Origin of the sequence: Streptomyces bathyalis, assembly GCF_015910445.1 — a bacterium.
Classification (GTDB): Bacteria; Actinomycetota; Actinomycetes; order Streptomycetales; family Streptomycetaceae; genus Streptomyces; species Streptomyces bathyalis.
This window is the reverse complement of sequence record NZ_CP048882.1, coordinates 5405107-5427965: the sequence shown is the minus strand read 5'-3', so window position 1 is coordinate 5427965 and position 22859 is coordinate 5405107. Positions and strand designations below refer to the sequence as shown.

The following is a 22859-nucleotide window of genomic DNA, read 5'->3' as shown; positions in this document are numbered from 1 at the left end:
ACAGACGGCCCGGCTACGGCGAAAGTCTTCTGGTCAATGCGCCTGCCTGCCGCGACACGGACCCGGGTGGCTCCCTGGTACCTGCATCGGCGGTGGCGCTTTCAACGCTGATCCTCCAGGCCCTCCGGCCTACGCGCTGCCGCCCGGCGCCGTCGCGACGAGGGGTGCGTCGCGGTCGGGCGCCAACGGGTCGGTCACCGTGCCGGTCTCCTCATCGAGCGGCCCCTGCGCCAGCCTGGTCACCGCTGCGGGGACCGGCGGCGCCAGGTCGGCCGTAGCTCGGAGGCCGGACAGGACGTCGTCGGGTCGTACGGCAGGTGTCAGGTGCCGTACCACCAGGCGCAGTATCGCACAGGCACCCTCCCGGCGACCATCGGCCCCTGCGCCGGACGCCGCTTCCGCTGAGGTCAGCGACGTGACGGCGGCCCGGGCGTCGAACGTGCGCAGACCCTTCTTGGTCTGCCGCTCGACCTCGACCACCTCCGATGCGAGGAACGACTCGACGGCACGCTCCGCCTCGGCCGGATCGACGCCGTCCAGCCGGAGCTCCCACTCGGAAGCCTCCAGCCGCTCGGTGAAGTCGGACGTGAGGGCCTCGACCGCCTCGACGATGTCGAGCCCGGGCGGCATGGACTCGTCGAGCCGCGATCTCAGCTCCTCGGGATCACGCCGCTCGACGAGGGCGATCTCCAGGAACTCGGCCTCACTGCCCGTGCCGGTGGGTGCGGCATTGGCATAGGAGACCTTCGGGTGCGGGGTGAAGCCGGCGGAGTACGCCATGGGCACCCCTGCCCTGCGCAGCGCTCTCTCGAAAGCGCGCTGGAAGTCTCGATGACTGGTGAACCGGAGGCGGCCGCGCTTGGTGTATCGCAGTCGCACACGCTGCACGGCGGGTGCGGGCGGCGGGCCTTCGGGCTGTCGCTTGCCCAGTGGTTCTCTCCTCAGTGCCTGGTGCGGGGCGGCAACGCGTGGGGAACGGCCGCTCTCCGCGTACGTGAAGATGCGAGGTTCTGTTGTGTCTTCGGGCGCTTCCGCGGTGCTGCGGGCCGTGCCCGCCGGTACCGCAGGTGCTTCAAAGGGTGCGGAAGTCCGCATCGTCGCGCTTCGCGCCGAGTGTGCCCGGCGTCGTCGCGCTGTTGTGCGGTGATCCTGCGACCCAGGGTACGCGCCCGCGCTCGGACAGCGCCCGCCGATGCGGCACGGGACCTGAAGCCGGCTCCGCCAAGGGCTCGCTCCCCCGCTTCCTCGCGGGCGGCCCGCCGAACAGTGCCCGCCGCAGCTCGGCCCGGGTCTCCCGTACGGAGGCGCGGGCCGAGTCGAGGGCAGCGCGTACCCCGCGGCGCACCTCGCGCACGACGTGCACCGCCGGGCGCCACACCGCGTCCCTCAGCCCGCGGCCCACCGGCCGCACGACGTACTGCCACACCCACACGGCGGGATCGACGAAGAGGAAGCGCAGCACCCGGCCGATGAACCGGAACACCGCCCTCGAGACGTATCCGGCGACGTGCCACGCATGGGCCACGGCGTCCGCGATCTCCCGCGCGACGACGGCGACGGCACGTCCCGTTGGCCTGAGCAGCTTGCGGTGGACGAAGGTGCAGGGCAGCACCACCAGGTACCGCCACAGCCACGCCAGCCCCGCACCGGTGCCGCGCACCGCGGCCACCACTCCTCGCCATGCGGGGCTCAGCACGTACCCGTGCAGCAGCCGGCAGGGCGCCACCACGAGGTACCGCCACAGCCACACCGACGCGACGCCTACCGCGGCCATGACGGCAAGGAGCGCAAATCCCACCGGCTTCAGAACGTGGCGGTACAGGAAGCCCAACGGCGCGCCGATCACAGTGCGCCCGAACCACGCCAGCCCCGCGCCGGCGGCCCGGGCGAGGGCCAGCGCTCCCCGGCCCAGCGGCGCCAGCACATAGCGGTGGAGGAGGGAGAGCGGCTCGACGACAAGGTGACGCCCCAGCCAGGCCAGCACTGCCCACAGGCCCCGCCCCGTCCAGGCGATCCCCGCCCCGGCGGCCTGCGCGAGCCAGGCCAGCGCACGTCCCGTGGGCGCGAGCGCGTACTGCCACAACGCGAGCCAGGGCCACACGAGCAGGGCGAACAGAACCGGTGAGAGCACCTTCCGCCACACCCATTGTGACGCCCGTGCGAAGGGCACCCACACGACCCGCCTGAGCGCCCGCCCGAAGGCGGTGAGCGCGTCCCAGACCAGCCGTACGGGCACGATCAGCAGCAGCGTCACGATCCGCACGGGCATCCGGACCGCCCTCGCGAGCCACCCCTCGAAGGGCTCCTCAGTGAGGTGGGCCGGGTCCACTGCGCCCGGCGCGCGGGGCGGCTTCACCAGGGAGACCCGCTCAGCGGTCCCCGGTGCCGCCGCGCGTCTCTCGGGATCCGCAGGGCCTGCGTCTTGTCCGGGCTGCCAGTCACTCACACCCATGAGGACGCCTGCGCGGCCCGTCCGGTTCATCGCACCGGGCGGCGTACGGAAAAGCCGCGCCCCGCGCCCCACTTGGCGACCTCCCTCGGCAGCGGCTCCTCGCCGCTCGACCCCATCCGCATCCTCACGTCCCGGACCGTGCGTGTACGACCCGACTCCCAATTCAACAAAACAGATTGATTCATCTATCTCGATTGATGTACCTTGCTCGCGTGACTTCAACTGCCCAGCAAGACGATCAGATAGCGGCACCACCCGGCGTCCTGTCCCTGACCGGGCACCCGGTGCGGTGGCAGCTGCTCAGCGAACTGGCGCGCAGCGACCGGCAGGTCCGCGAACTCACCGCACTGGTTGGCCTGCGGCAGAGCCTTACCTCCTACCACCTCGGCCAGTTGCGCGACGCCGGGCTGGTGACCATGCGACGCAGTTCTGCCGACGGACGCGACACCTATTACAGCCTCGATCTGGCCGCCTGCCGCGACGGTCTGGCCGAAGCGGGCACCGCCCTGCATCCCGGACTGAGGCTGGTCCCGGCCCCGCTGGCGGAGCCGGCGGCGGGGGGCGGGAGACGGAAGCCGCGGCAGCCACGGGTCCGGGTGCTCTTCCTGTGCACCGGCAACAGCGCGCGGTCCCAGATGGCCGAGGCGATCCTGGAGCAGCTGGGAGGTCCGCGGATCGAAGCGGCCAGCGCCGGCAGTCACCCCAAGCCCCTGCACCGCGATGCCGTACGTGCCATGCGCGAACGCGGCATCGACATCGCCGGCCGCCGCTCCAAGCACCTGAGCGAGTTCACCGACCAGCGGTTCGACCACGTGATCAGCCTCTGTGACCGCGTACGTGAGAAGTGCCCGGACTTCCCCGGCCCTCCCACCGTGGCGCACTGGAGCATCCCCGACCCGGCCGCTGCGGCGACGGCCGACGAGCACAGCTACCAGGCGTTCGTCCGCACCGCCGACGAACTCGACACGCGTATCCACTTCCTGCTCCACGCGATCGAACGCGCCCCGGCGCGTTCGGAGGGGACCCAGTGATGTCCGACAGCTCCGCGGACCTGGTCAGCGTCCGGTACATGGTCGACGACGTCGACACCGCGATCGACTTCTACACCGCTCACCTCGGGTTCACCGTCAGGATGAGCGCGGCTCCGGCCTTCGCCGACGTCCTGCGCGGCAACCTGCGGCTCCTGCTGAGCGGCCCGTCCAGTTCGGCGGGCCGGCCGATGCCGGACGGCGCGCAACCAGCGCCGGGAGGATGGAACCGGATCCATCTCATCGTGGACGACATCGCCGCCGAGGTGGACCGGCTGCGCGCCGCGGGACTCACGTTCCGGAACGACATCGTCTCCGGCCCCGGAGGCCGGCAGATCCTGCTGGAGGATCCGTCCGGCAACGTGGTCGAGCTGTTCCAGCCCGCCGGCCGATGAGCCATGACCGACGGGACTGATCGTGGCGGGCCGCGTCCCGTAGGGCCGGCGGAAGATGAGCGGGACCGCTGGTGGCTGGTGGTCGCCGCGGGCCTGGCCGTGTTCATGGCGTCCGTGGACATGAGCATCGTCAACGTCGCTCTCCCGGCCATCGAGCGTGACTTCCAGAACTCCACCAGCACGACCGAGTGGACAGTGCTCGCGTATCTGCTGCCACTCGCCGGTCTGGCGCTGCCGAGCGGCCGCTGGCTGGACAGCGTCGGGCGGCGCCCGGCCCTGCTGTTCTCGCTCACCGGCTTCGCTCTCGCGAGTACCGCCGCGGGACTCGCACCCGGCATGGACTGGCTGATCGCCGCACGGCTGGCCCAGGGAACCTTCGGTGCACTGCTCTTCTCGCTGGTTCCGGCGTTGGCCACCTCGGCGGTACGGCCTCAGGCACGCGGCCGGGCGATGGGGCTGATCACCACTCTCGGCCCGCTCGGACTCATCTGCGGTCCGGGCCTCGGCGGCCTGGTCGTCGACGTGCTGGGCTGGCCGTGGATCTTCTTCGTCAACATCCCGGTGAGCGTCCTCGTCATGGCGGCAGGGGCACGCATGCTGCCGCAGGGGGCGCCGCTGACGGTGCCGGACCGTGCCTGGTTCGCGGAATCCCTGCTGCTCAGCGCGGCCGTGGCCGCACTGCTGCTCGCCCTCTCCCTCACCGCGAGCGACGGTCCGGTGTGGGTGCTGCTCGCACTGCTGGCGCTGCCGCTGCTCTTCCTCTGGCTGCGCATGCCCACCAGCGGGGCGGTCCGCCAACTCTTCCGCACACCCGGGGAGATGGGACCGCACGTCGCGCTGGTCTCGGCCGCCACGGCCATCGGCACCGTCTTCTTCATCACCCCGTACTTCATGCAGCGGGAGCTCGGCGAGTCGGTGTCGGCAGCGGGCGTCACGATCCTGGCCTTCCCGGCGGGCATGGCCTTGATGGGACCGGTCGGCGGCTTCCTGGGCGACTGGTGGAGTCGCCGGAGGACCGCCGTCCTCGGGGCAGCTCTCTTCACCGTCGGCATGGCCCTTCTCCTGCCGATGGACCACTCCTGGGGCACTGCCGACCTCTCGTGGCGGCTGTTCCTGGCCGGCTGCGGAAACGGCCTGTTCAACGCCCCCAACATGGCGATCGCGATGACCCGCACGCCACGGCCGCTGCTGGCGACCACCGGTGCCTCGACCAGCCTGGCCCGCCAGATGGGATTCGCGCTCGGTCCCGCTCTCGCGACGCTGGTGTGGTCCGCCTCCTCCTACGAGCCTGAGGGGATGCGCGGAGCCATGACTCTGGCGACGGCAGTCGGCGCACTGTCGGTCCTCGCGCTGGTCCGTACGCGCCTACCCGGCGAAGAGGCCGCCCCGGCCAGGAAGGAACCGGCCAAGGACGAACCGGCCGCCGACGGCTCCGCCGCCTGATCTCCGACGCTCGCCCGGGTGCTCCGGCAGGGCACGGGCACTGAGGACGCCGCCGGCCCCGTCGCGTCGACAGGGCCGGCGTATCGCCCTACTTGTTCACGACCGAGAGCGGCAGCAGCTTCTTGCCGGTCGGGCCGATCTGGATCTCCGTGTCCATCTGAGGGCACACTCCGCAGTCGAAGCAGGGCGTCCAGCGGCAGTCCTCGACCTCGGTCTCGTCGAGGGCGTCCTGCCAGTCCTCCCAGAGCCAGTCCTTGTCCAGGCCGGAGTCCAAGTGGTCCCAGGGCAGGACCTCTTCGTACGTGCGCTCACGCGTCGTGTACCAGTCGACGTCGACTCCGAAGTCCGGCAGCGTGCGGGCCGCGGCGTCCATCCACAGCTGGTAGCTGAAGTACTCGCGCCAGCCGTCGAAGCGGCCGCCACGGTCGAAGACCTCGCGGATCACCGCGCCCACGCGCCGGTCGCCCCGCGAGAGCAGTCCCTCGACGATGCCGGGCTTGCCGTCGTGGTAGCGGAAGCCGATGGAGCGCCCGTACTTCTTGTCGCCGCGGATCTTCTCGCGCAGCTTGCCGAGCCGCTGGTCGGTCTCCTCCGCCGACAGCTGAGGCGCCCACTGGAAGGGGGTGTGCGGCTTGGGCACGAACCCGCCGATGGACACGGTGCAGCGGATGTCGTTGGAGCGCGCGACCTCGCGGCCCTTGGCGATGACGTTGACGGCCATGTCGCCGATCTGCAGCACGTCCTCGTCGGTCTCGGTGGGCAGCCCGCACATGAAGTACAGCTTCACCTGCCGCCAGCCGTTGCCGTAGGCGGTGGCGACGGTGCGGATCAGGTCCTCCTCCGAGACCATCTTGTTGATGACCTTGCGGATGCGTTCGCTGCCGCCCTCCGGCGCGAAGGTCAGGCCGGAGCGGCGCCCGTTGCGGGTCAGCTCGTTGGCGAGATCGATGTTGAACGCGTCGACGCGGGTCGAGGGAAGAGACAGGCCGATCTTGTCCTCCTCGTAGCGGTCGGCGAGGCCCTTGGCCACGTCGCCGATCTCGCTGTGGTCCGCGGACGAGAGGGAGAGCAGCCCGACCTCTTCGAAGCCGGTGTTCTTCAGCCCCTTCTCCACCATGTCGCCGATCCCGGTGATGGAGCGCTCCCGCACCGGACGAGTGATCATGCCCGCCTGGCAGAAGCGGCAGCCACGGGTGCAGCCACGGAAGATCTCCACGGACATCCGCTCGTGCACGGTCTCCGCGAGCGGCACCAACGGCTGCTTGGGGTACGGCCATTCGTCCAGGTCCATCACCGTGCGCTTCGAGACCCGCCACGGCACGCCCGAACGGTTCGGCACCACACGGGAGATGCGCCCGTCCGCCAGGTACTCCACGTCGTAGAACCTGGGGACGTAGACCTCACCGGTCTTGGCCAGGCGCAGCAGGAGTTCGTCCCGGCCGCCGGGCCGCCCCTCGGCCTTCCACGCGCGGATGATCTCGCTGACCTCGAGCACGGCCTGCTCGCCGTCGCCCACGACGGCGCAGTCGAGGAAGTCGGCGATGGGTTCGGGGTTGAAGGCCGCGTGGCCGCCGGCCATGACGATCGGGTGGTCGTCGCCGCGGTCCTTCGACTCGAGCGGGACGCCGGAGAGTTCGAGGGCGGTGAGGAGGTTGGTGTAGCCGAGCTCGGTGGCGAAGGAGACACCGAGCACGTCGAACTCGCCGACGGGGCGGTGCCCGTCCACCGTGAACTGCGGGACGTCGTTCTCCCGCATCAGCTTCTCCAGGTCCGGCCAGACGCTGTAGGTGCGTTCGGCCAGTACGCCCTCGCGCTCGTTGAGCACCTCGTAGAGGATCATGACGCCCTGGTTGGGCAGCCCCACCTCGTAGGCGTCCGGGTACATCAGCGCCCAGCGGACGTCGCAGGAGTCCCAGTCCTTGACGGTGGAGTTCAGCTCACCGCCCACGTACTGGATGGGCTTCTGGACATGGGGAAGGAGGGCCTCCAGGCGCGGGAAGACCGACTCGACTGGCATGGGGGTTCCTCGGCTCAGGGCGCGTTCGCGGTGCAGGTGACCATCCAGCGTAACGCGGACGCGGGAGACGGATGGCGCCCGTCCAGGGCCCGCCCCTTCAGGCGGGGCCGTCACCTCCTCCTGGACGCGGCGGGCGTCGCGTTCCCGTCGCGGAAGTCACACGCGCTGAGCCGGACAGGCCGCCGCCCGGCATGGGGACGGGACGCCGCGCACACGACAGAAGCGTCATCGCAGCAACGACCTACAGGAACGGCAACGACCCCTACGCCGAGACGGGACGCTGCACTCTGATCGACTGCAGCAGCCCGAGCGCGATCCACACGGCGAACATCGACGTACCGCCGTAGGAGACGAACGGGAGCGGAAGCCCCGCGACCGGCATGATGCCCAGCGTCATCCCGATGTTCTCGAACGACTGGAAGGCGAACCAGGCGATCACTCCGGCGGCGACGATCGTGCTGTACAGCTCGGAGGCCTCCCGCGCGATGCGGCAGGCCCGCCAGATCACGACACCCAGCAGCAGAATGATCAACGCGCCGCCCAGGAAGCCCAGTTCCTCGCCGGCGACGGTGAACACGAAGTCCGTCTGCTGCTCGGGCACGAACTGCCCCGTGGTCTGCGATCCCTCGAAGAGCCCCTTGCCGCTCAGGCCGCCCGAACCGATGGCGATACGCGCCTGGTTGGTGTTGTAGCCGACGCCGGACGGGTCCAGCGCGGGGTTGGCGAAAGCCGCGAAGCGGTCGATCTGGTACTCGTCGAGCAGCCCGAGCGCCCAGACCAGTACGGCTCCCCCGGTGCCGGCGGCGGACAGCCCCACGATCCACCGGTTCGAGGCGCCGGAGGCGAGCAGCACTCCCAGGACGATTATGACCATGACCATCACTGAACCGAGGTCGGGCATCAGCATGATGACCACGATCGGGGCCGCCGCCAGGCCCAGCGCCTGGAGCACGATGCGGTGGTCCGGATGCTCCCGGTCCCCCGCGTCCACGCGAGCGGCAAGCAGCATCGCCATGCCGAGGATCACGGTGATCTTGACGAACTCGGCGGGCTGCAACGAGAAGCCACCGCCGAGATGGAGCCAGGCACGCTGCCCGTTGATGGTCGCGCCCAGCGGGGTCAGAACGAGGAGCGCGAGCAGCAGGGTCGCCCCGTAGAGGAACGGCACCGCCCCGCGCACCCTGCGGTGGCCGAGCCACACCATGCCGGCCATCAGCAGCAGCCCCACGACGAGGCTGAGCACGTGACGGGTCACGAAGTAGTACGGGTCGCCCTGGTTGAGGTCCGTGCGGTTGCGCGTGGCCGACCAGACCAGGAGCGAGCCGACGATGGAGAGCCCGATGCCGGCCAGCACCATGACCCAGTCCAGCCGCCAAACCGCTGAGTCGCGTGCGGTGACCCTGCCCCACGCCGACTTCTTCTGCGGCCCGTAGCCGCTGAGGGAGTACGAGTGTGTGCTCATCCGGCCGCTCCGCCGGCGGGTGCGCCCTTCACCGCGCGTTCGGCGCGCTTCTTGAAGTCCTCGTCCTCCCTGGCCTCGATGTTGCCGTGGCTGTCGACCTTCGGGAGACCCTCCTCGGGGTGCGGCAGCAGTGCGGCCTTCTCGTCGAGATCGCCGCTGGCGTTGACCCCGTAGATGGCGTTGTAGATGTTGCGCACGGCGGGGCCGGAGGCACCCGAGCCGGTACCACCCTGGGAGATCGTCATGACGACCGTGTAGTCCTTGGTGTACGTAGCGAACCAGGACGTGGTCTGCTTGCCCGCGACCTCGGCCGTACCCGTCTTGGCGTGCATCTTGATCTTGTCCTGGGGCCAGCCGGCGTCACCGAAGCGCCAGGCCGCGGTGCCTCGTTCGGCGACACCCGCGAGCGCCTTGTCCATCTTCTTCAGCAGGCTCTTCTTCACGGGCAGCTTGCCGTGGGACTTCGGCTGGATCTCCTTTATGGTCTTGCCCTTCGGCCCTATGGTCGCCTTGCCGAGGGTGGGGTTGTACAGGGTGCCGCCGTTGGCGATCGCCGAGTAGATGGTCGCCATCTGGATCGGCGTGACGAGCGTGTCGCCCTGCCCGATCGAGTAGTTGACGCTGTCACCGGCTCGCATCTTCATGCCGGAGACGCAGTTCTCCTTGGCGATCTTGTCCGCATAGGACTTGGGGTCCTTGGCCTGCTTGCACCAGGCGTCCTTGTTGGCCTTCCAGTAGTCCTTCTTCCACTGGCGGTCCGGGACGCGGCCTTCGACCTCGTTGGGCAGGTCGACGTGCGTCTTCGCACCGAGGCCGAACTTGTGGGCCGTCTTGTAGAAGTGGTCCGCGGCGTTCTTCTTCGGGTTGTTGCCGCCGTCCTTGAGCCACTGCTTGTAGGCCAGGTCATAGAAGACGGTGTCGCAGGAGACCTCCAGCGCGCGGCCCAGATCGATCGTGCCGTGGCTCTGGGACTCGTAGTTCTTGAAGGTCTGCCCACCGACGTTGTACGAGGACGAGCAGTTGTAGTTGCCGCCGAACTTGTTGCCCGCCTCCACAGCGGCGGCCGTGGAGATCACCTTGAACACCGAACCGGGCGCCGAGAGGCCCTGGATGGAGCGGTTGAGCAGCGGGTAGTTGGACTTCTTGCCCGTCAGCTTCGTGTACTTCTTGCCGGAGATGCCGCCGACCCACTCGTTCGGGTCGTACTCGGGGTTGGAGGCCATCGCGACGACCCGGCCGGTCTTGTTCTCCATGACGACGGCCGCGCCGGCGTCCGCCTTGTAGTTCCTGTTGGTGTTCTTGTCGTGCTCCTTGCGGGCGTTCTTCATCGCCGTCAGCAACTCGTTCTCGGTGACGGCCTGCACGCGTGAGTCGATGCTCGTGACGAGGCTGGAGCCGGGCTCGGCCTTGTCGCTCTTGGCCCGGCCCATGACGCGTCCCAGGTTGTCCACCTCGTAGCGCGTCACGCCCGAGCTGCCGCGCAGCTTGGCGTCGTACGTGCGCTCGATCCCGGAGCGTCCGATCTCGTCGGAGGAGAGGAAGGGCGAGTCCGTGTTCTTCGTCTTCCTGATCTCTTCGTCGGTGACCGGCGAGAGGTAGCCGAGCACCTGCGACGTGCGGGAGCCGTAGGGGGCCGGGTAGCGGCGTACGGCCGTGGGTTCGGCGGTGATGCCCGGGAAGTCCTCGGCCCGTTCACGGATCTGCAGGGCCTGCTGGGTCGTGGCGTCGTCGGTGACCGGGATCGGCTGGTAGGGCGAACCGTTCCAGCACGGCTGAGGCGTCTTCGCGTCGCAGAGCCGGACCTTCTCCTGCACGGTCTTCGGCGTCATGTCGAGGATGTCGGCAAGCCTGGTCAGCACGGCCTTGCCGCTGTCGTCCATCTTCATCAGCTCGGTGCGGGAGGCGGAGACGACCAGGCGCGTCTCGTTGTCAGCGATCGGCACGCCGCGCGAGTCGAGGATCGCGCCGCGGGTAGCGGGCTGCACGACCTGCTGCACGTGGTTGCCGGCGGCCTCCTTCTGGTACTGGTCGCCGTTGCGCACCTGGAGATACCACAGGCGTCCCCCGAGGGTGAGCAGCAGTGACATCACCAGGATCTGAATGGCGACCAGCCGGATGTTGACGCGGTGACTGCGCCCGGTCTCAGGGATGTTGCTCACAGCCGCTTGACCCCCTTGATCTTCCCGGTCCTGCCTTTGCGGGACGACCGGTCCAGTAGACTGCCCCGCTGGATGCCCATCCGGATGGCCTTGCCGTTACGCGCGTTGCGCACCGTGCTGCCGTTACGGCCCTTGCCGAAGAGGCTGCCGCCGACTTGAAGTCCCGTACCCGAACTGAGCCAGCCGTAGGCGCCTTTGTCACTTCGGCCCATACTCCCGACGCCGGACGCGTCGGAGGTGATCACTCCGCGCTCCGTGCGGCGGGCCGCCCACATGATCAGCGGCACGACGAAGGGCGCCAGCAGCAGGTCGTAGAGGGTGGCAGTGAACAGCAGCGGCAGCAGCCCCACCTGGCCCGCCGCGGTGTCGCCGACGAGGGTGCCGACGCCCGCGTACAGGAGCGTCGATCCGACGGCGGCGCTGGCGACGACGAGCATCGGCACGGTCGCCGAACGGTGCTGCGTGCTCTCGGGCTTCGTCAGGCCCGCCACGTAGCCGATGATGCACAGCACGAGCGCGTACCGGCCCACCGCGTGCTCCGCGGGCGGCGCGAGGTCCGCGAGGAGCCCGGCGAGAAAGCCGGTCACGGCTCCGGCGGTGTGGCCGTAGACCATGGCCAGCCCGAGCAGGACGAGCAGCAGCAGATCGGGCACGGCACCGGGCAGCTGAAGCCGCGCCAGTACGCTCACCTGCGCGATCAGGGCGCCGACGACGAGTACGGCCGAGAGCAGGATCCGGTTGATGTACATCGGTCAGCTCCTGGATTCCGAAGCATCGGGCTTCGGCGTCTTGGTGACGGTCACCGTGGGCGCGGGCTTGGGCTTCGGCGGCTTCTTCGCCCGCAGCACGTCGTCCCGCGGATCCGTACGCGGCGGCTGGACGACGACACCCACGATGTCGAGCTTGCTGAAGCTGACGAACGGACGGACGTTGACGCTGCGCGTGAGGTCACCCGCCGTCCTGTCGACCTTGGAGACCGTCCCCACAGGCACGCCCGGCACGAAGGGCTTGTTGTTCCGGGAACCGAAAGTCACTATCCGGTCGCCCTTCTTCACGTTCGCCTTGCCGTTCAGGAGCTGGACGGTCATGGCGTCACCGCCGCGACCTGTGGCGAAGCCGAGTTCGCTGCTCTTCTCCATGCGGGTACCGACGGAGAAGTCGGGGTCGTTGGCGAGCAGCACGGTCGCGGTGGACGAGCTGACGGTCGTGACACGGCCCACGAGGCCGTCGCCGTTGATGACCGTCATGTCCCGCGCGAGACCGTCCTTGGTGCCGGCGTCGATCGTGACCGTCCAGGAGAAGCCCTGCGCGGAGCCGATGCCGATGACCTGGGCGCCCTTGAGCCCGTAGCCGCCGGCGCCGGCGGTCTTCAGCAGTCTGTCCAGTTCCTGGGAACGTGCGCGGTGCCGGTCGCTGGAGCCGAGCCTCTGCTTCAGCTTCGCGTTCTCGGCCTCGAGACGGCTTATGCGGTCGTGCCGCACACCGGAGTCACGGACGGCGGCGATGGAGTTCCCGACGGGGTCGACGGCCGCTGACACCCCGTTCTCCACAGGCCCGAAGGCGGAAGCGGCCACATGCCGCGCGCTGTCCATCGGGGACTGCTCGGCCTTCCTGATGTCCACCGTGATCAGTGCGAACGCGATGGCGATCAGAAGGACGAGCAGCAGCCGGCTCTCTCGGGTGTCCCTCACGTGCGGCGGCCGTGCCTTTCCTCAGTCGGTGGAGCGGTGTCCGTTCCGGAGCACTGCTGCCGTGCTCCGGAACTGTCAACGATCCACAGGCGGACTGGTGGTCGTGCATGCGGCGGACCGCACGGCAGTTCGTTGCGTTCAGATCATCGCCTGGGCTGGGAATCGAGGACCTGCTGAAGGGCCTCGAACTCCTCCACGCACTTGCCGGAGCCCAGCGCCACGGAATCCAGCGGATCCTCGGCGATGTGGATCGGCATGCCCGTCTCGCTGCGCAGCCGCTCGTCCAGACCGCGCAGCAGCGCGCCGCCGCCGGTGAGGACGATCCCGCGGTCCATGACGTCGCCGGACAGCTCGGGCGGGCACTTGTCGAGCGTGGTCTTCACCGCGTCGACGATCGCGTTGACGGGCTCCTCCATGGCCCTGCGGACCTCCGCGGCCGAGATGACGACCGTCTTGGGAAGGCCGCTGACCAGGTCACGGCCACGGATCTCCGTGTGCTCGTCCTTGTCGAGGGAGTGCGCGGAGCCGATCGTGATCTTGATGCTCTCGGCCGTGCGCTCGCCGAGGAGCAGGCTGTACTCCTTCTTGATGTGCTGGATGATCGCGTTGTCCAACTCGTCCCCGGCGACGCGGATCGACTGCGCCGTGACGATTCCTCCGAGCGAGATCACCGCCACCTCGGTGGTGCCACCGCCGATGTCGACGACCATGTTGCCGGTGGCCTCGTGCACGGGCAGCCCGGAGCCGATCGCGGCCGCCATCGGCTCCTCGATGATGTGCACCTGCCGCGCGCCTGCCTGCGTGGACGCCTCGATGACGGCGCGGCGTTCGACCCCGGTGATGCCGGAGGGAACGCAGATGACCACCCGCGGACGGGCGAGATAGCGTCGCTTGTGGATCTTGAGAATGAAGTAGCGGAGCATCCGCTCTGTGATCTCGAAGTCGGCGATGACGCCGTCCTTCAGCGGACGCACGGCCACGATGTTGCCCGGGGTGCGGCCGATCATCTTCTTCGCCTCGGCGCCGACCGCCAGGATGCCCCCGGTGTTGGTGTTGATGGCGACGACCGACGGCTCGTTGAGGACGATCCCGCGACCCCTGACGTACACCAGCGTGTTGGCGGTCCCGAGGTCGACAGCCATATCACGGCCGATGAACGACATGTTGTTCGCCATAGGATGCGTCTGGCCTTCCAACTGGAGCGATGTGTGTGGGAGGACGGCAGGAGTGGGTGATCCGCGCTAACGCAATGGAGGCGCGAGGTTCCATCGTAGACGCGGACTCGAACACGTAGCGAGGGTGTCCCGCCATTGTCGGCGTAACAGCCGTCGTCCCTGTAATCAGTGACGTCGTGTCGGGGTGATGCGTTCCCCCGAACCAAGGCGCATATGCCGAAGGGCGACCGGAAATTGTCGGTCGCCCCAGGTCATCCAGGCTCTGACGACTGATGACGCGTCAGCGAAACCCTAACTGAAGTCAGGGAAAAAAATCTTCAACTCTCGCTCGGCGGACTCCGCCGAGTCCGATGCGTGAATCAGGTTTTCCCGCACAATCGTGCCGAAGTCCCCCCGAATGGAGCCGGGCGGCGCGGCAATCGGGTCCGTCGGACCGGCGAGTGCCCGCACTCCTTCGATGACGCGCTCACCTTCGACGACCATCACGACGGACGGGCCCGAGGCCATGAATTCCACCAGCGGTTCGTAGAACGGCTTTCCGACGTGCTCGGAGTAGTGCTGTTCCAGCGTCGAGCGGTCGAGCGTGCGCAACTCCAGTGCCCTGACGGCCCAGTCCGCCTTGCTCTCGATCCGGCCGGTGATCTCACCGATCAGGCCGCGGCGTACGGCGTCGGGCTTGAGCAGTACCAGGGTGCGCTCGCTCATGTCGGGGGCTCCTCGGGGATGGTGCGCCGTGCCGTCGGGGACGTCAGGCGTCGGGGAGGTCAGGGTCGGGGATGTGGCCGGTTGCGAATGCCCAGAGGCTACACGGGCGGCACCGCTCACCGTCACGCAGTGTCAGGCTCGGTCTCCAGCCGGGCACGCTCGGCCTTCGCCTCGTCCACCTTCCGGCCGAAGTGGACGGACGCCCACCACAGTCCCGCGAAACAGGCGCCGAGGAAGAACATGGCGGGGACGACGAATCCGGAGGCGATCAGGGCCAGTTGGAGCGCCCAGCCCAGCTGGACACCGCCCGGGCGCGTCAGTGCTCCGCACAGCAGTACGCAGAGCGCCATCGCCACCCCGCACACAGTCCAGACGGTGCCCGTGGACAGGTCGCTGGTACGCATGGCGACGAGACCGGCGAAGCCGATCACGAAGAACTCACCGAGCAGCGTGCTCGCGCAGAGGGTGCGCACTACCGCTCCTTCCCCAGCAGCAGCCGGGCCTCGCCGGCCGTGATGACGGATCCCGTGACCAGGACGCCCGCTCCGGCGTACTCGCCCTCCTCCTCGGCGAGCGTGATCGCCTCCTCCAGCGCGCTGTCGAGCCGGGGCTCGATCTGCACCCGCTCCTCGCCGAAGACCTCGACGGCGACGGCCGCCAGGTCGTCGACATCCATCGCCCGGGATGTGGAGTTACGGGTGAGGACCACTTCGGCGAAGATCGGTTCGAAGGCCTCGAGCAGGCCCCGTACGTCCTTGTCGCTGCTGGGACCGACAACGCCCACGAGACGGCTGAAACTGAACGCCTCGGTGACCGCCTCCGCTGTCGCACGCGCTCCCGCCGGGTTGTGCGCGGCGTCGAGAAGCACCGCCGGGCTGGTGCGCATCAGCTCGAGGCGGCCGGGTGAGGAGACGGACGCGAAGGCCTGCCGGACGATGTCGGCGTCGAGCGTGCGGCCCTTGTCCGTCTGCCGGGCGCCGATGCCGAAGAACGCCTCGACGGCGGCGAGCGCCACGGCCGCGTTGTGCGCCATGTGCGCCCCATGCATGGGCAGGAAGATCTCCGGATACTCACCGCCCAGTCCGCGCAGCGTCATCAGCTGCCCGCCGACGGCGACCTCGCGCGAGACCACCCCGAACTCGAGGCCCTCACGCGCGACCGTCGCGTCCTCCCCGGCGGCCCGCTTCAGCACGACGGAGGCCGCTTCCACGGGCTGCTGGGCGAGTACGACTGTGGCGTCCTTCTTGATGATCCCGGACTTCTCGCCGGCGATCTTCTCGGGGGTGTCACCGAGACGTGCGACGTGGTCGAGCGAGATGGGCGTGATGACGGAGACGCCCGCGTCGATGACGTTCGTGGCGTCCCAGCTGCCGCCCATGCCGACCTCGACGACGGCGACGTCCACGGGGGCGTCGGCGAAGGCCGCGTAGGCCATGCCCGTCAGCATCTCGAAGAAGGAGAGGCGGTGCGGCTGCTGCGCGTCGACCATCTCCGCGAACGGCTTCACGTCCTCGTAGGTCTCGATGAAGCGCTCGGCGGTGACGGGAGCGCCGTCGACGCTGATCCGCTCGGTGATCGACTGCACGTGCGGTGAGGTGTAGCGGCCGGTGCGCAGCTCGAAGGTGCTCAGCAGCGCTTCGATCATGCGCGCCGTGCTGGTCTTGCCGTTCGTGCCGGTGATGTGGATGGACGGGTAGGAGCGCTGCGGCTCCCCCATCACGTCCATCAGCGCCCGGATGCGGTCCAGGGACGGGTCGAGCTTGGTCTCGGGCCAGCGGCCCATCAGCTCCGTCTCCACCGCCCGCAGCGCCCGGTCCGTCTCGGGGTCCTCGGGCCGCCCGGGAACGACGTCGGCCTCCGGCGGGCCGGCCTGGGCGCGGAGGGTGCGGCTGCCGGCCTCGATCACCGCCAGGTCCGGGTCGCGGTCCGTCTCCGCTCCGACGATCTCCTCGAACTCGGAGGGTGCGGTGTCGCCGTTCTCCTCGTCCGGGTCTTCGCCGGGACCTTGCTCGGGGGGCTGGGGCTGGTCACTCACGGCGCCCAGTCTACGTAGGGCGGCGGGGCGCCCTTCCCGGCGGTCCGCCGCGGTCCAGGTCCCGCATAGCCCGCGGTCGCCGGGGCCGGGGCGCGACCCCGTGGAACGCGAAGCGGTCCGGCAGCACGGATGCTGCCGGACCGTGAGTACGCGAGTGGCCCGTCGACGGGCACCCAAGGACGCGCTCGACGAGGCCCGAGCGCGTGGGCCCGGGGCGACCAGGACCACGCGCTCGCGGGTTACGCGCCGGGCAGCCGCTCGATCTGCTGCCGGAGGCGTGCGATGTCGGCCTCGGCGGCGTCACGGCGGTCCCGGATCTTCCCCACGACGTGATCGGGGGCCTTCGCGAGGAAGCCCTCGTTCTCCAGCTTCGCCGTGGTCTGCCGAAGCTCCTTCTCGGCGGCGTCCAGGTCCTTCGTCAGCCGCTTGCGCTCCGCGTCGACGTCGATGACTCCGGAGAGGTCCAGCTCCACGGTGCCGCCCGCGACGGGCAGCGACGCCGTGGCATGGAAGCTCTCGCCCTCGGGCTGGAGCCGCAGCAGCTGCCGGATCGCGGCCTCGTGGGAGGCCAGCGGGGAGTCCGCAACCGTGAGCCGGGCCGGAACCCGCTGCCCCGGCTGGAGGCCCTGGTCGGCACGGAAGCGCCGGACCTCGGTCACCGCGTTCTGGAGCGTGGCGATCTCCCGCTCGGCCTCCGCGTCCCGGAATCCCGAGTCGGCCGGCCATGGCGTGACGACGAGGGATTCGCCTCCCGTGAGCGTCGTCCACAGCGACTCGGTGACGAACGGGACCACCGGGTGCAACAGTCGCAGCATCACGTCGAGGACCTCGCCGAGAACCCGGCGTGAGACCTCGGCTGGCCGTCCGCCGGCCGCGAAGGTGGTCTTGGACAGCTCGACGTACCAGTCGAAGACCTCGTCCCACGCGAAGTGCCGGAGCGCGTCGGAGAGTTTGGCGAACTGGTAGTCGTCGTAGTAGCCGTCGACCTCGGTGACGACCGAGTTGAGGCGCGAGAGGATCCACCTGTCCGTCGCGCCCAGTTCGGACGCCTCAGGCAGCGGGCCCTCGATCGTCGCACCATTCATCAGCGCGAAACGCGTGGCGTTCCAGATCTTGTTGGCGAAATTGCGGGACGCCTTGACCCAGTCCTCGCCGATCGGCACATCGGCGCCGGGGTTGGCGCCGCTGGTGAGCGTGAAGCGGACGGCGTCGGCACCGTAGGCGTTCATCCAGTCCAGCGGGTCGACCGAGTTGGGGTTGGACTTGGACATCTTCTTGCCGTGGTCGTCCCGGACCAGACCGGTCAGCGCGATCGTGTGGAACGGGGCGACGCCGTCCATCGCGTAGAGCCCGAACATCATCATCCTGGCGACCCAGAAGAAGATGATGTCGTGGCCGGTCAGCAGCACGTCGGTCGGATAGAACTTCGCCAGATCCTGGGTCTGTTCGGGCCAGCCGAGGGTGGAGAACGGCCAGAGGCCGGAGGAAAACCAGGTGTCGAGGACGTCGGGGTCCTGCGTCCAGCCCTCGCCCGTGGGCGGCTGCTCGTCGGGGCCGAGGCAGCGGACCTCTCCGTCCGGGCCGTACCAGACCGGAATGCGGTGGCCCCACCAGAGCTGGCGCGAGATGCACCAGTCGAGCATGTTGTCGACCCAGTCGAAGTAGCGCGCCGACATCTCCGGCGGGTGGATCTTGACCCGTCCGTCGCGCACCGCGTCACCGGCGGCCTGCGCGAGCGGGCCGACGCCGACCCACCACTGCATCGACAGCCGCGGCTCGATGGTCGTCTTGCAGCGCGAGCAGTGCCCGACGCTGTGCGTGTACGGGCGCTTCTCGGCCGTGATGCGGCCCTGTTCGCGCAGGGCGGCGACGATCGAGGACCGTGCCTCGAAGCGGTCGAGGCCCTCGTACGGACCGTGCGCGGTGATCACGCCGCGCTCGTCCATGACGGTCAGCGCCGGCAGGTCGTGCCGCTGCCCGATCGCGAAGTCGTTCGGGTCGTGGGCGGGAGTGACCTTGACGGCGCCGGAGCCGAACTCCGGGTCCACATGCTCGTCCGCGACGACCGGAATCGTGCGGTCGGTGAGCGGCAGTTTGATGCGCCGGCCCAGCAGGTGCGCGTAGCGCTGGTCGTCGGGGTGGACGGCGACGGCGGTGTCACCGAGCATCGTCTCGGCCCGGGTGGTGGCGACGACCAGGGAATCCTCACCCTCGCCGTACCTGATGGAGACCAACTCGCCGTCGTCCTCCTGGTATTCCACCTCGATGTCGGAGATGGCAGTGAGGCAGCGGGGGCACCAGTTGATGATCCGCTCGGCGCGGTAGATCAGCCCGTCGTCGTACATCTGCTTGAAGACGGTCTGGACGGCGCGGGAGAGGCCCTCGTCCATCGTGAAGCGCTCGCGCGTCCAGTCGACGCCGTCGCCGAGGCGGCGCATCTGGCCGAGGATCTTGCCGCCGTACTCCTCCTTCCACTGCCAGACCCGCTCGACGAACTCCTCACGCCCCAAGTCCTGCCTGGACTTGCCCTCTTCGGCGAGCTGCTGCTCGACCTTGTTCTGCGTGGCGATGCCCGCGTGGTCCATGCCCGGCAGCCACAGCGACTCGAAGCCCTGCATGCGCTTGCGGCGCGTGAGGGCGTCCATCAGCGTGTGCTGGAAGGCGTGGCCGAGGTGGAGCGATCCCGTGACGTTCGGTGGCGGGATGACGATGGTGTACGGCTGCTTGTCGCTCTTCGAGTCCGCCTCGAAGTAACCGCGAGCTACCCAGCGCTCGTACAGCTCCTCCTCCACCTCGGCCGGCGCGTACTGCGTCGGAAGGTCTGCGGGGGCTGCTGCTTTCGGCCCTCGGGAGTCGGGGCGCTGCTGAGAATTCTCGGTCACGACGGCAGTGTACGGGCGTCAATGTCGCAGTCTCGAATCGGTTTGGGGACCGGTGCAGCACGTGCTCCTGGGGTCCGCAAGGATGTACGCGCAGCGCGCCGGCGCGAGCGCGACCGCGTCGCAGGCGTCGCTCATCAAACGGAGGGGATGCACAGCCATGAGTCAGAACCAGCCGGGGCCTTACGGACAGCAGCCGCCCCCGCCCGGACCGTACGGACAGCCTCCGCAGGGCCCGAACCCGTACGCCCAGGGCGCTCCGGGCGGGACGCCGGGCCAGCCCGGCTACGGGTATCCGCAGCAGCCCGGACAGCCCGGTTACGGCTATCCGCAGCAGCCGGGGCAGCCGGGCCCGTACGGGCAGCCCGGTCCCTACGGGCAGCCCGGACCGCCGATGCCCCCGCAGGGCAGCGGCATGGCCGGAAAGACCGTAGCGATCATCATCGGCTCGCTGGTGATCGTGGGCGTCCTCATCGGCGCCGTCCTGCTGTTCGGCGGCCTGGGGGGCGGCGGAGGCGGCGGATCGGTCGCCGACGACGGCAAGAAGTACAAGCTGACGTCGCCGCAGACGGTCGCCGGCGAGTACGAGAAGAACGAGGGTTTCGGCACCACGAACCAGATGACGCAGGCCGAGCTCTCCGAGTTCGAGAAGGCGGGCGTCGACGGGCCCAAGAGCGAGCACGGCTCGTACAAGTCCGGCAGCGGCACGGCCCTGAAGCAGCTCAACTTCCAGGGTGTCTGGGGCGAGGTCGAGGACCCGGAGGCCACGGTCGACGCGGCGTTCGCGAAGATGGCCGAGGACAGCGAGAAGAGCGCGGAGCGTTCCGGCAGGACCGCCGAACTCGAGGGCAGCCCCGAGAAGGTCGAGCCGGCCGGCCTCGAGGACGACGCCGTGATGAAGTGCCAGATCATCAAGGTCAGCCTCGGCGCAGCCACGTCCGCGGGAAGCGGCACTCCTTCGGAGATCAAGGCTCCGCTGTGCATGTGGGGCGACCACAGCACGGTGGCGATGGTCTCCGCCCAGGACTCCGCCGCCGTTCTCACCGGCAAGAGCATGTCGATCGATGACGTCGCGAAGCTGTCCACGAAGCTGCGCGACGACGCGCGGGTCGAGATCAAGTAGCCCGCGGGACTGAGGTTCCGGGATCCCCGGCCGGTGTGTCGGGGATCCCCCGCCTGACGGAGGAGACGCAAGCGATGAGTGACAGTCAGCCGGCCCCGCACGGACCGTCGACGGCGCCCGGTGCACCGGTGCCCACGCAGGACGGTGGCAATGGCAAGGGCGGCCCGGGCGGCAGGAGCGGCCTCAGCGGCCGGACCATAGCCGTGGTCGTCGGCGCCCTGGTCGTCGTGTGCCTCCTCGTCGGCGGGTACTTCGTCCTGGGGCCCGGCGGTGCTCCCGAGTACAAGCTGACGACGCCGAAGACGGTGGCCGGCGAGTACCAGCGGGACGGCAAGGGCGAGAAGGGCGACGGCGAGGCCTTCGACAACAAGAAGGTGCCGGGTATGACGTCCGGCGCCGACGTCAGCGCCGAGTACAAGGCCGGCGCCACCAAGAAGCTCCAACTCGGCGGCGCCTACGGTTCCGTGGAGAACCCGGAGAAGGCCGTGGACTGGGTCTTCGAGCAGACGGGCAAGTCGCTGAAGACCGAGACCGGCGCCAAGGCAGAGGGCAGCCTCAAGAAGTTCTCGCCGTCCGGCTTCGACGGTGACGTGCTCAAGTGCCAGGAGTACAAGATCTCGAGCATGAGCCTCGTGATGTGCAGCTGGTCCGACTCCAGCACGGTCGGCACGGTCTCCTCGATGATCCTCACCAGCGACGGGACGAAGACGAAGCCCGTGGACCTGAAGAGCACCGCCGAACTGACCGCGAAGGTACGCAAGGACGCCCTCGTCGAGGCCGGTTGACGGCTGCGGCTGCGGACGGAAGCCTGCGGCTGACGGAGCGCGCGCGGCGTTCACGTCGCGAGGAGCACGGACACGAGAAGGGGCGCCCGACGATGGGCGCCCCTTCTCGTCGTTGCGGCACAACTGCCGTGCTGGACAACTGCCGTGGCTGCGAAGGCGGTTGAGCGAATGCCCGCGCGCTTGCGGACGGGCCTTACGCGCTCTTCTCGTGCCGCTCCTGCTCGTTGCCGCGCGAGCGGGGCACGAGGGTCGGATTCACGTTGGAGTGGACGACCTCTTCGGTGATCACGACACGCTCGACGTCCTTGCGCGACGGAACCTCGTACATCACCGACATCAGGACCTCTTCCATGATGGCGCGCAGCCCGCGCGCCCCGGTGCCGCGCAGGATCGCCTGGTCGGCGATGGCCTCGAGCGCGGGACGGTCGAAGTCCAGCTCCACACCGTCGAGTTCGAAGAGGCGCTGGTACTGCTTGACGAGCGCGTTGCGCGGCTCCATGAGGATCTGCAGCAGCGCCTCGCGGTCGAGGTTGTGGACGCTCGTCATCACGGGAAGACGGCCGATGAACTCCGGGATCATCCCGAACTTCACCAGGTCCTCCGGCATGACGTCCTCGAACTGGTTGCTGTCCTCGATCTCCCGCTTGGAGCGGATGGTGGCGCCGAAGCCGATGTCCTTCGCGCCCGCACGGGACTCGATGATCTTCTCCAGCCCGGCGAAGGCCCCGCCCACGATGAACAGCACGTTCGTCGTGTCGATCTGGATGAACTCCTGGTGCGGGTGCTTCCGTCCGCCCTGCGGCGGCACGGAGGCGGTCGTGCCCTCCAGGATCTTCAGCAGCGCCTGCTGGACGCCCTCGCCGGAGACGTCACGCGTGATCGACGGATTCTCACTCTTGCGGGCGACCTTGTCGATCTCGTCGATGTAGATGATCCCGGTCTCGGCCTTCTTGACGTCGTAGTCGGCCGCCTGGATCAGTTTCAGGAGGATGTTCTCGACGTCCTCGCCGACATAGCCCGCTTCCGTCAGCGCCGTGGCGTCCGCAATGGCGAAGGGGACGTTGAGCATCCGGGCGAGTGTCTGCGCGAGCAGTGTCTTGCCGGAGCCGGTGGGGCCGAGCAGCAGGATGTTGGACTTGGCGAGCTCGATGCCGTCCTCACGGCCCTGGGGGCCGCCGTTCTCGCCGGCCTGCACCCGCTTGTAGTGGTTGTAGACCGCCACGGAGAGCGCCTTCTTGGCCGCCTCCTGGCCGACCACGTACCCCTCGAGGAACTCCGAGATCTCGCGGGGTTTGGGGAGCTCGTCCCAGCGCACCTCGGAGGACTCCGCGAGCTCTTCCTCGATGATCTCGTTGCACAGGTCGATGCACTCGTCGCAGATGTACACGCCTGGCCCTGCGATCAGCTTCTTCACCTGCTTCTGGCTCTTCCCGCAGAACGAGCACTTGAGCAGATCGCCGCCATCACCGATGCGTGCCACGAGGTGCTTCCCCTTCGCCTGGGACCGGTC

The 22859-nt window shown here is 69.0% G+C and carries 18 protein-coding genes; 5 read left to right on the top strand and 13 right to left on the bottom strand.

From position 1 onward, the window contains the following. Positions 1-129: 129 nt before the first annotated feature. Together G4Z16_RS23465 and G4Z16_RS23460 are read right to left on the bottom strand one after the other, a co-directional pair. The gene (locus G4Z16_RS23465) at positions 130-888 is read right to left on the bottom strand and encodes a TIGR03936 family radical SAM-associated protein (protein WP_197352652.1); all 759 of its coding nucleotides are present in this window, start codon (positions 886-888) and stop codon (positions 130-132) included. Between the two features lie 184 nt (positions 889-1072). Next, positions 1073-2269 (bottom strand): hypothetical protein, encoded by a 1197-nt coding sequence (locus G4Z16_RS23460; protein WP_197352651.1) that lies wholly within the window; start codon positions 2267-2269, stop codon positions 1073-1075. A gap of 395 nt (positions 2270-2664) precedes the next feature. Here G4Z16_RS23460 and G4Z16_RS23455 point away from each other — a divergent pair, with 395 nt between their 5' ends. The 3 genes from G4Z16_RS23455 to G4Z16_RS23445 are packed head-to-tail and all read left to right on the top strand — an operon-like array spanning position 2665 to position 5318. After that, positions 2665-3483, top strand: a complete 819-nt coding sequence (locus G4Z16_RS23455) for an arsenate reductase/protein-tyrosine-phosphatase family protein (RefSeq protein ID WP_246531014.1) — start codon at positions 2665-2667, stop codon at positions 3481-3483. Continuing rightward, on the top strand, positions 3483-3875 hold the full coding sequence (locus G4Z16_RS23450) for a VOC family protein (protein ID WP_197352649.1): 393 nt from the start codon (positions 3483-3485) through the stop codon (positions 3873-3875). Before G4Z16_RS23455 ends, G4Z16_RS23450 begins: the two co-directional genes overlap by 1 nt. Positions 3876-3878: 3 nt before the next feature. Next, positions 3879-5318, top strand: a complete 1440-nt coding sequence (locus G4Z16_RS23445) for an MFS transporter (protein ID WP_197352648.1) — start codon at positions 3879-3881, stop codon at positions 5316-5318. A gap of 88 nt (positions 5319-5406) precedes the next feature. Here the strand turns inward: G4Z16_RS23445 and G4Z16_RS23440 are convergent, their stop codons facing one another. The 10 genes from G4Z16_RS23440 to G4Z16_RS23395 form a co-directional block, all read right to left on the bottom strand. Continuing rightward, a complete protein-coding gene (locus G4Z16_RS23440; RefSeq protein WP_197352647.1) occupies positions 5407-7335 on the bottom strand; it encodes a TIGR03960 family B12-binding radical SAM protein in 1929 nt (642 codons plus the stop codon). Between the two features lie 262 nt (positions 7336-7597). Then, positions 7598-8797, bottom strand: coding sequence for a rod shape-determining protein RodA (gene rodA, locus G4Z16_RS23435; protein ID WP_197352646.1), 1200 nt, complete (start codon positions 8795-8797; stop codon positions 7598-7600). Beyond that, on the bottom strand, positions 8794-10956 hold the full coding sequence (mrdA, locus tag G4Z16_RS23430; protein WP_197352645.1) for a penicillin-binding protein 2: 2163 nt from the start codon (positions 10954-10956) through the stop codon (positions 8794-8796). The genes rodA and mrdA overlap by 4 nt, the downstream gene beginning before the upstream one ends. Beyond that, positions 10953-11705, bottom strand: coding sequence for a rod shape-determining protein MreD (gene mreD, locus G4Z16_RS23425; protein ID WP_028435126.1), 753 nt, complete (start codon positions 11703-11705; stop codon positions 10953-10955). Before mreD ends, mrdA begins: the two co-directional genes overlap by 4 nt. 3 nt (positions 11706-11708) lie before the next feature. After that, positions 11709-12647 carry a rod shape-determining protein MreC gene (mreC, locus tag G4Z16_RS23420; RefSeq protein ID WP_197352644.1) on the bottom strand — a complete coding sequence of 313 codons (939 nt, stop codon included), beginning with the start codon at positions 12645-12647 and terminating at the stop codon, positions 11709-11711. A gap of 143 nt (positions 12648-12790) precedes the next feature. Further along, a complete protein-coding gene (locus G4Z16_RS23415) occupies positions 12791-13810 on the bottom strand; it encodes a rod shape-determining protein (RefSeq protein ID WP_028431807.1) in 1020 nt (339 codons plus the stop codon). A gap of 303 nt (positions 13811-14113) precedes the next feature. Then, the gene (gene ndk, locus G4Z16_RS23410) at positions 14114-14527 is read right to left on the bottom strand and encodes a nucleoside-diphosphate kinase (protein WP_197352643.1); all 414 of its coding nucleotides are present in this window, start codon (positions 14525-14527) and stop codon (positions 14114-14116) included. Between the two features lie 122 nt (positions 14528-14649). Next, positions 14650-15000: a DUF4233 domain-containing protein gene (locus tag G4Z16_RS23405; RefSeq protein ID WP_197352642.1), complete on the bottom strand. Its 351-nt coding sequence runs from the start codon at positions 14998-15000 to the stop codon at positions 14650-14652. Continuing rightward, complete coding sequence (gene folC / locus G4Z16_RS23400; RefSeq protein WP_197352641.1) at positions 15000-16562, bottom strand: bifunctional tetrahydrofolate synthase/dihydrofolate synthase; 1563 nt, start codon at positions 16560-16562, stop codon at positions 15000-15002. Before folC ends, G4Z16_RS23405 begins: the two co-directional genes overlap by 1 nt. Before the next feature lie 239 nt (positions 16563-16801). After that, the gene (locus G4Z16_RS23395) at positions 16802-19444 is read right to left on the bottom strand and encodes a valine--tRNA ligase (protein ID WP_197352640.1); all 2643 of its coding nucleotides are present in this window, start codon (positions 19442-19444) and stop codon (positions 16802-16804) included. 157 nt (positions 19445-19601) lie between these two features. Here G4Z16_RS23395 and G4Z16_RS23390 point away from each other — a divergent pair, with 157 nt between their 5' ends. Beyond that, on the top strand, positions 19602-20564 hold the full coding sequence (locus G4Z16_RS23390) for a hypothetical protein (RefSeq protein WP_197352639.1): 963 nt from the start codon (positions 19602-19604) through the stop codon (positions 20562-20564). 74 nt (positions 20565-20638) lie between these two features. Beyond that, positions 20639-21349: a hypothetical protein gene (locus tag G4Z16_RS23385; protein ID WP_197352638.1), complete on the top strand. Its 711-nt coding sequence runs from the start codon at positions 20639-20641 to the stop codon at positions 21347-21349. Between the two features lie 193 nt (positions 21350-21542). On the opposite strand, the gene clpX is transcribed toward G4Z16_RS23385, so the two are convergent. Then, positions 21543-22829: an ATP-dependent Clp protease ATP-binding subunit ClpX gene (gene clpX, locus G4Z16_RS23380; RefSeq protein ID WP_197352637.1), complete on the bottom strand. Its 1287-nt coding sequence runs from the start codon at positions 22827-22829 to the stop codon at positions 21543-21545. Positions 22830-22859 lie beyond the last annotated feature (30 nt).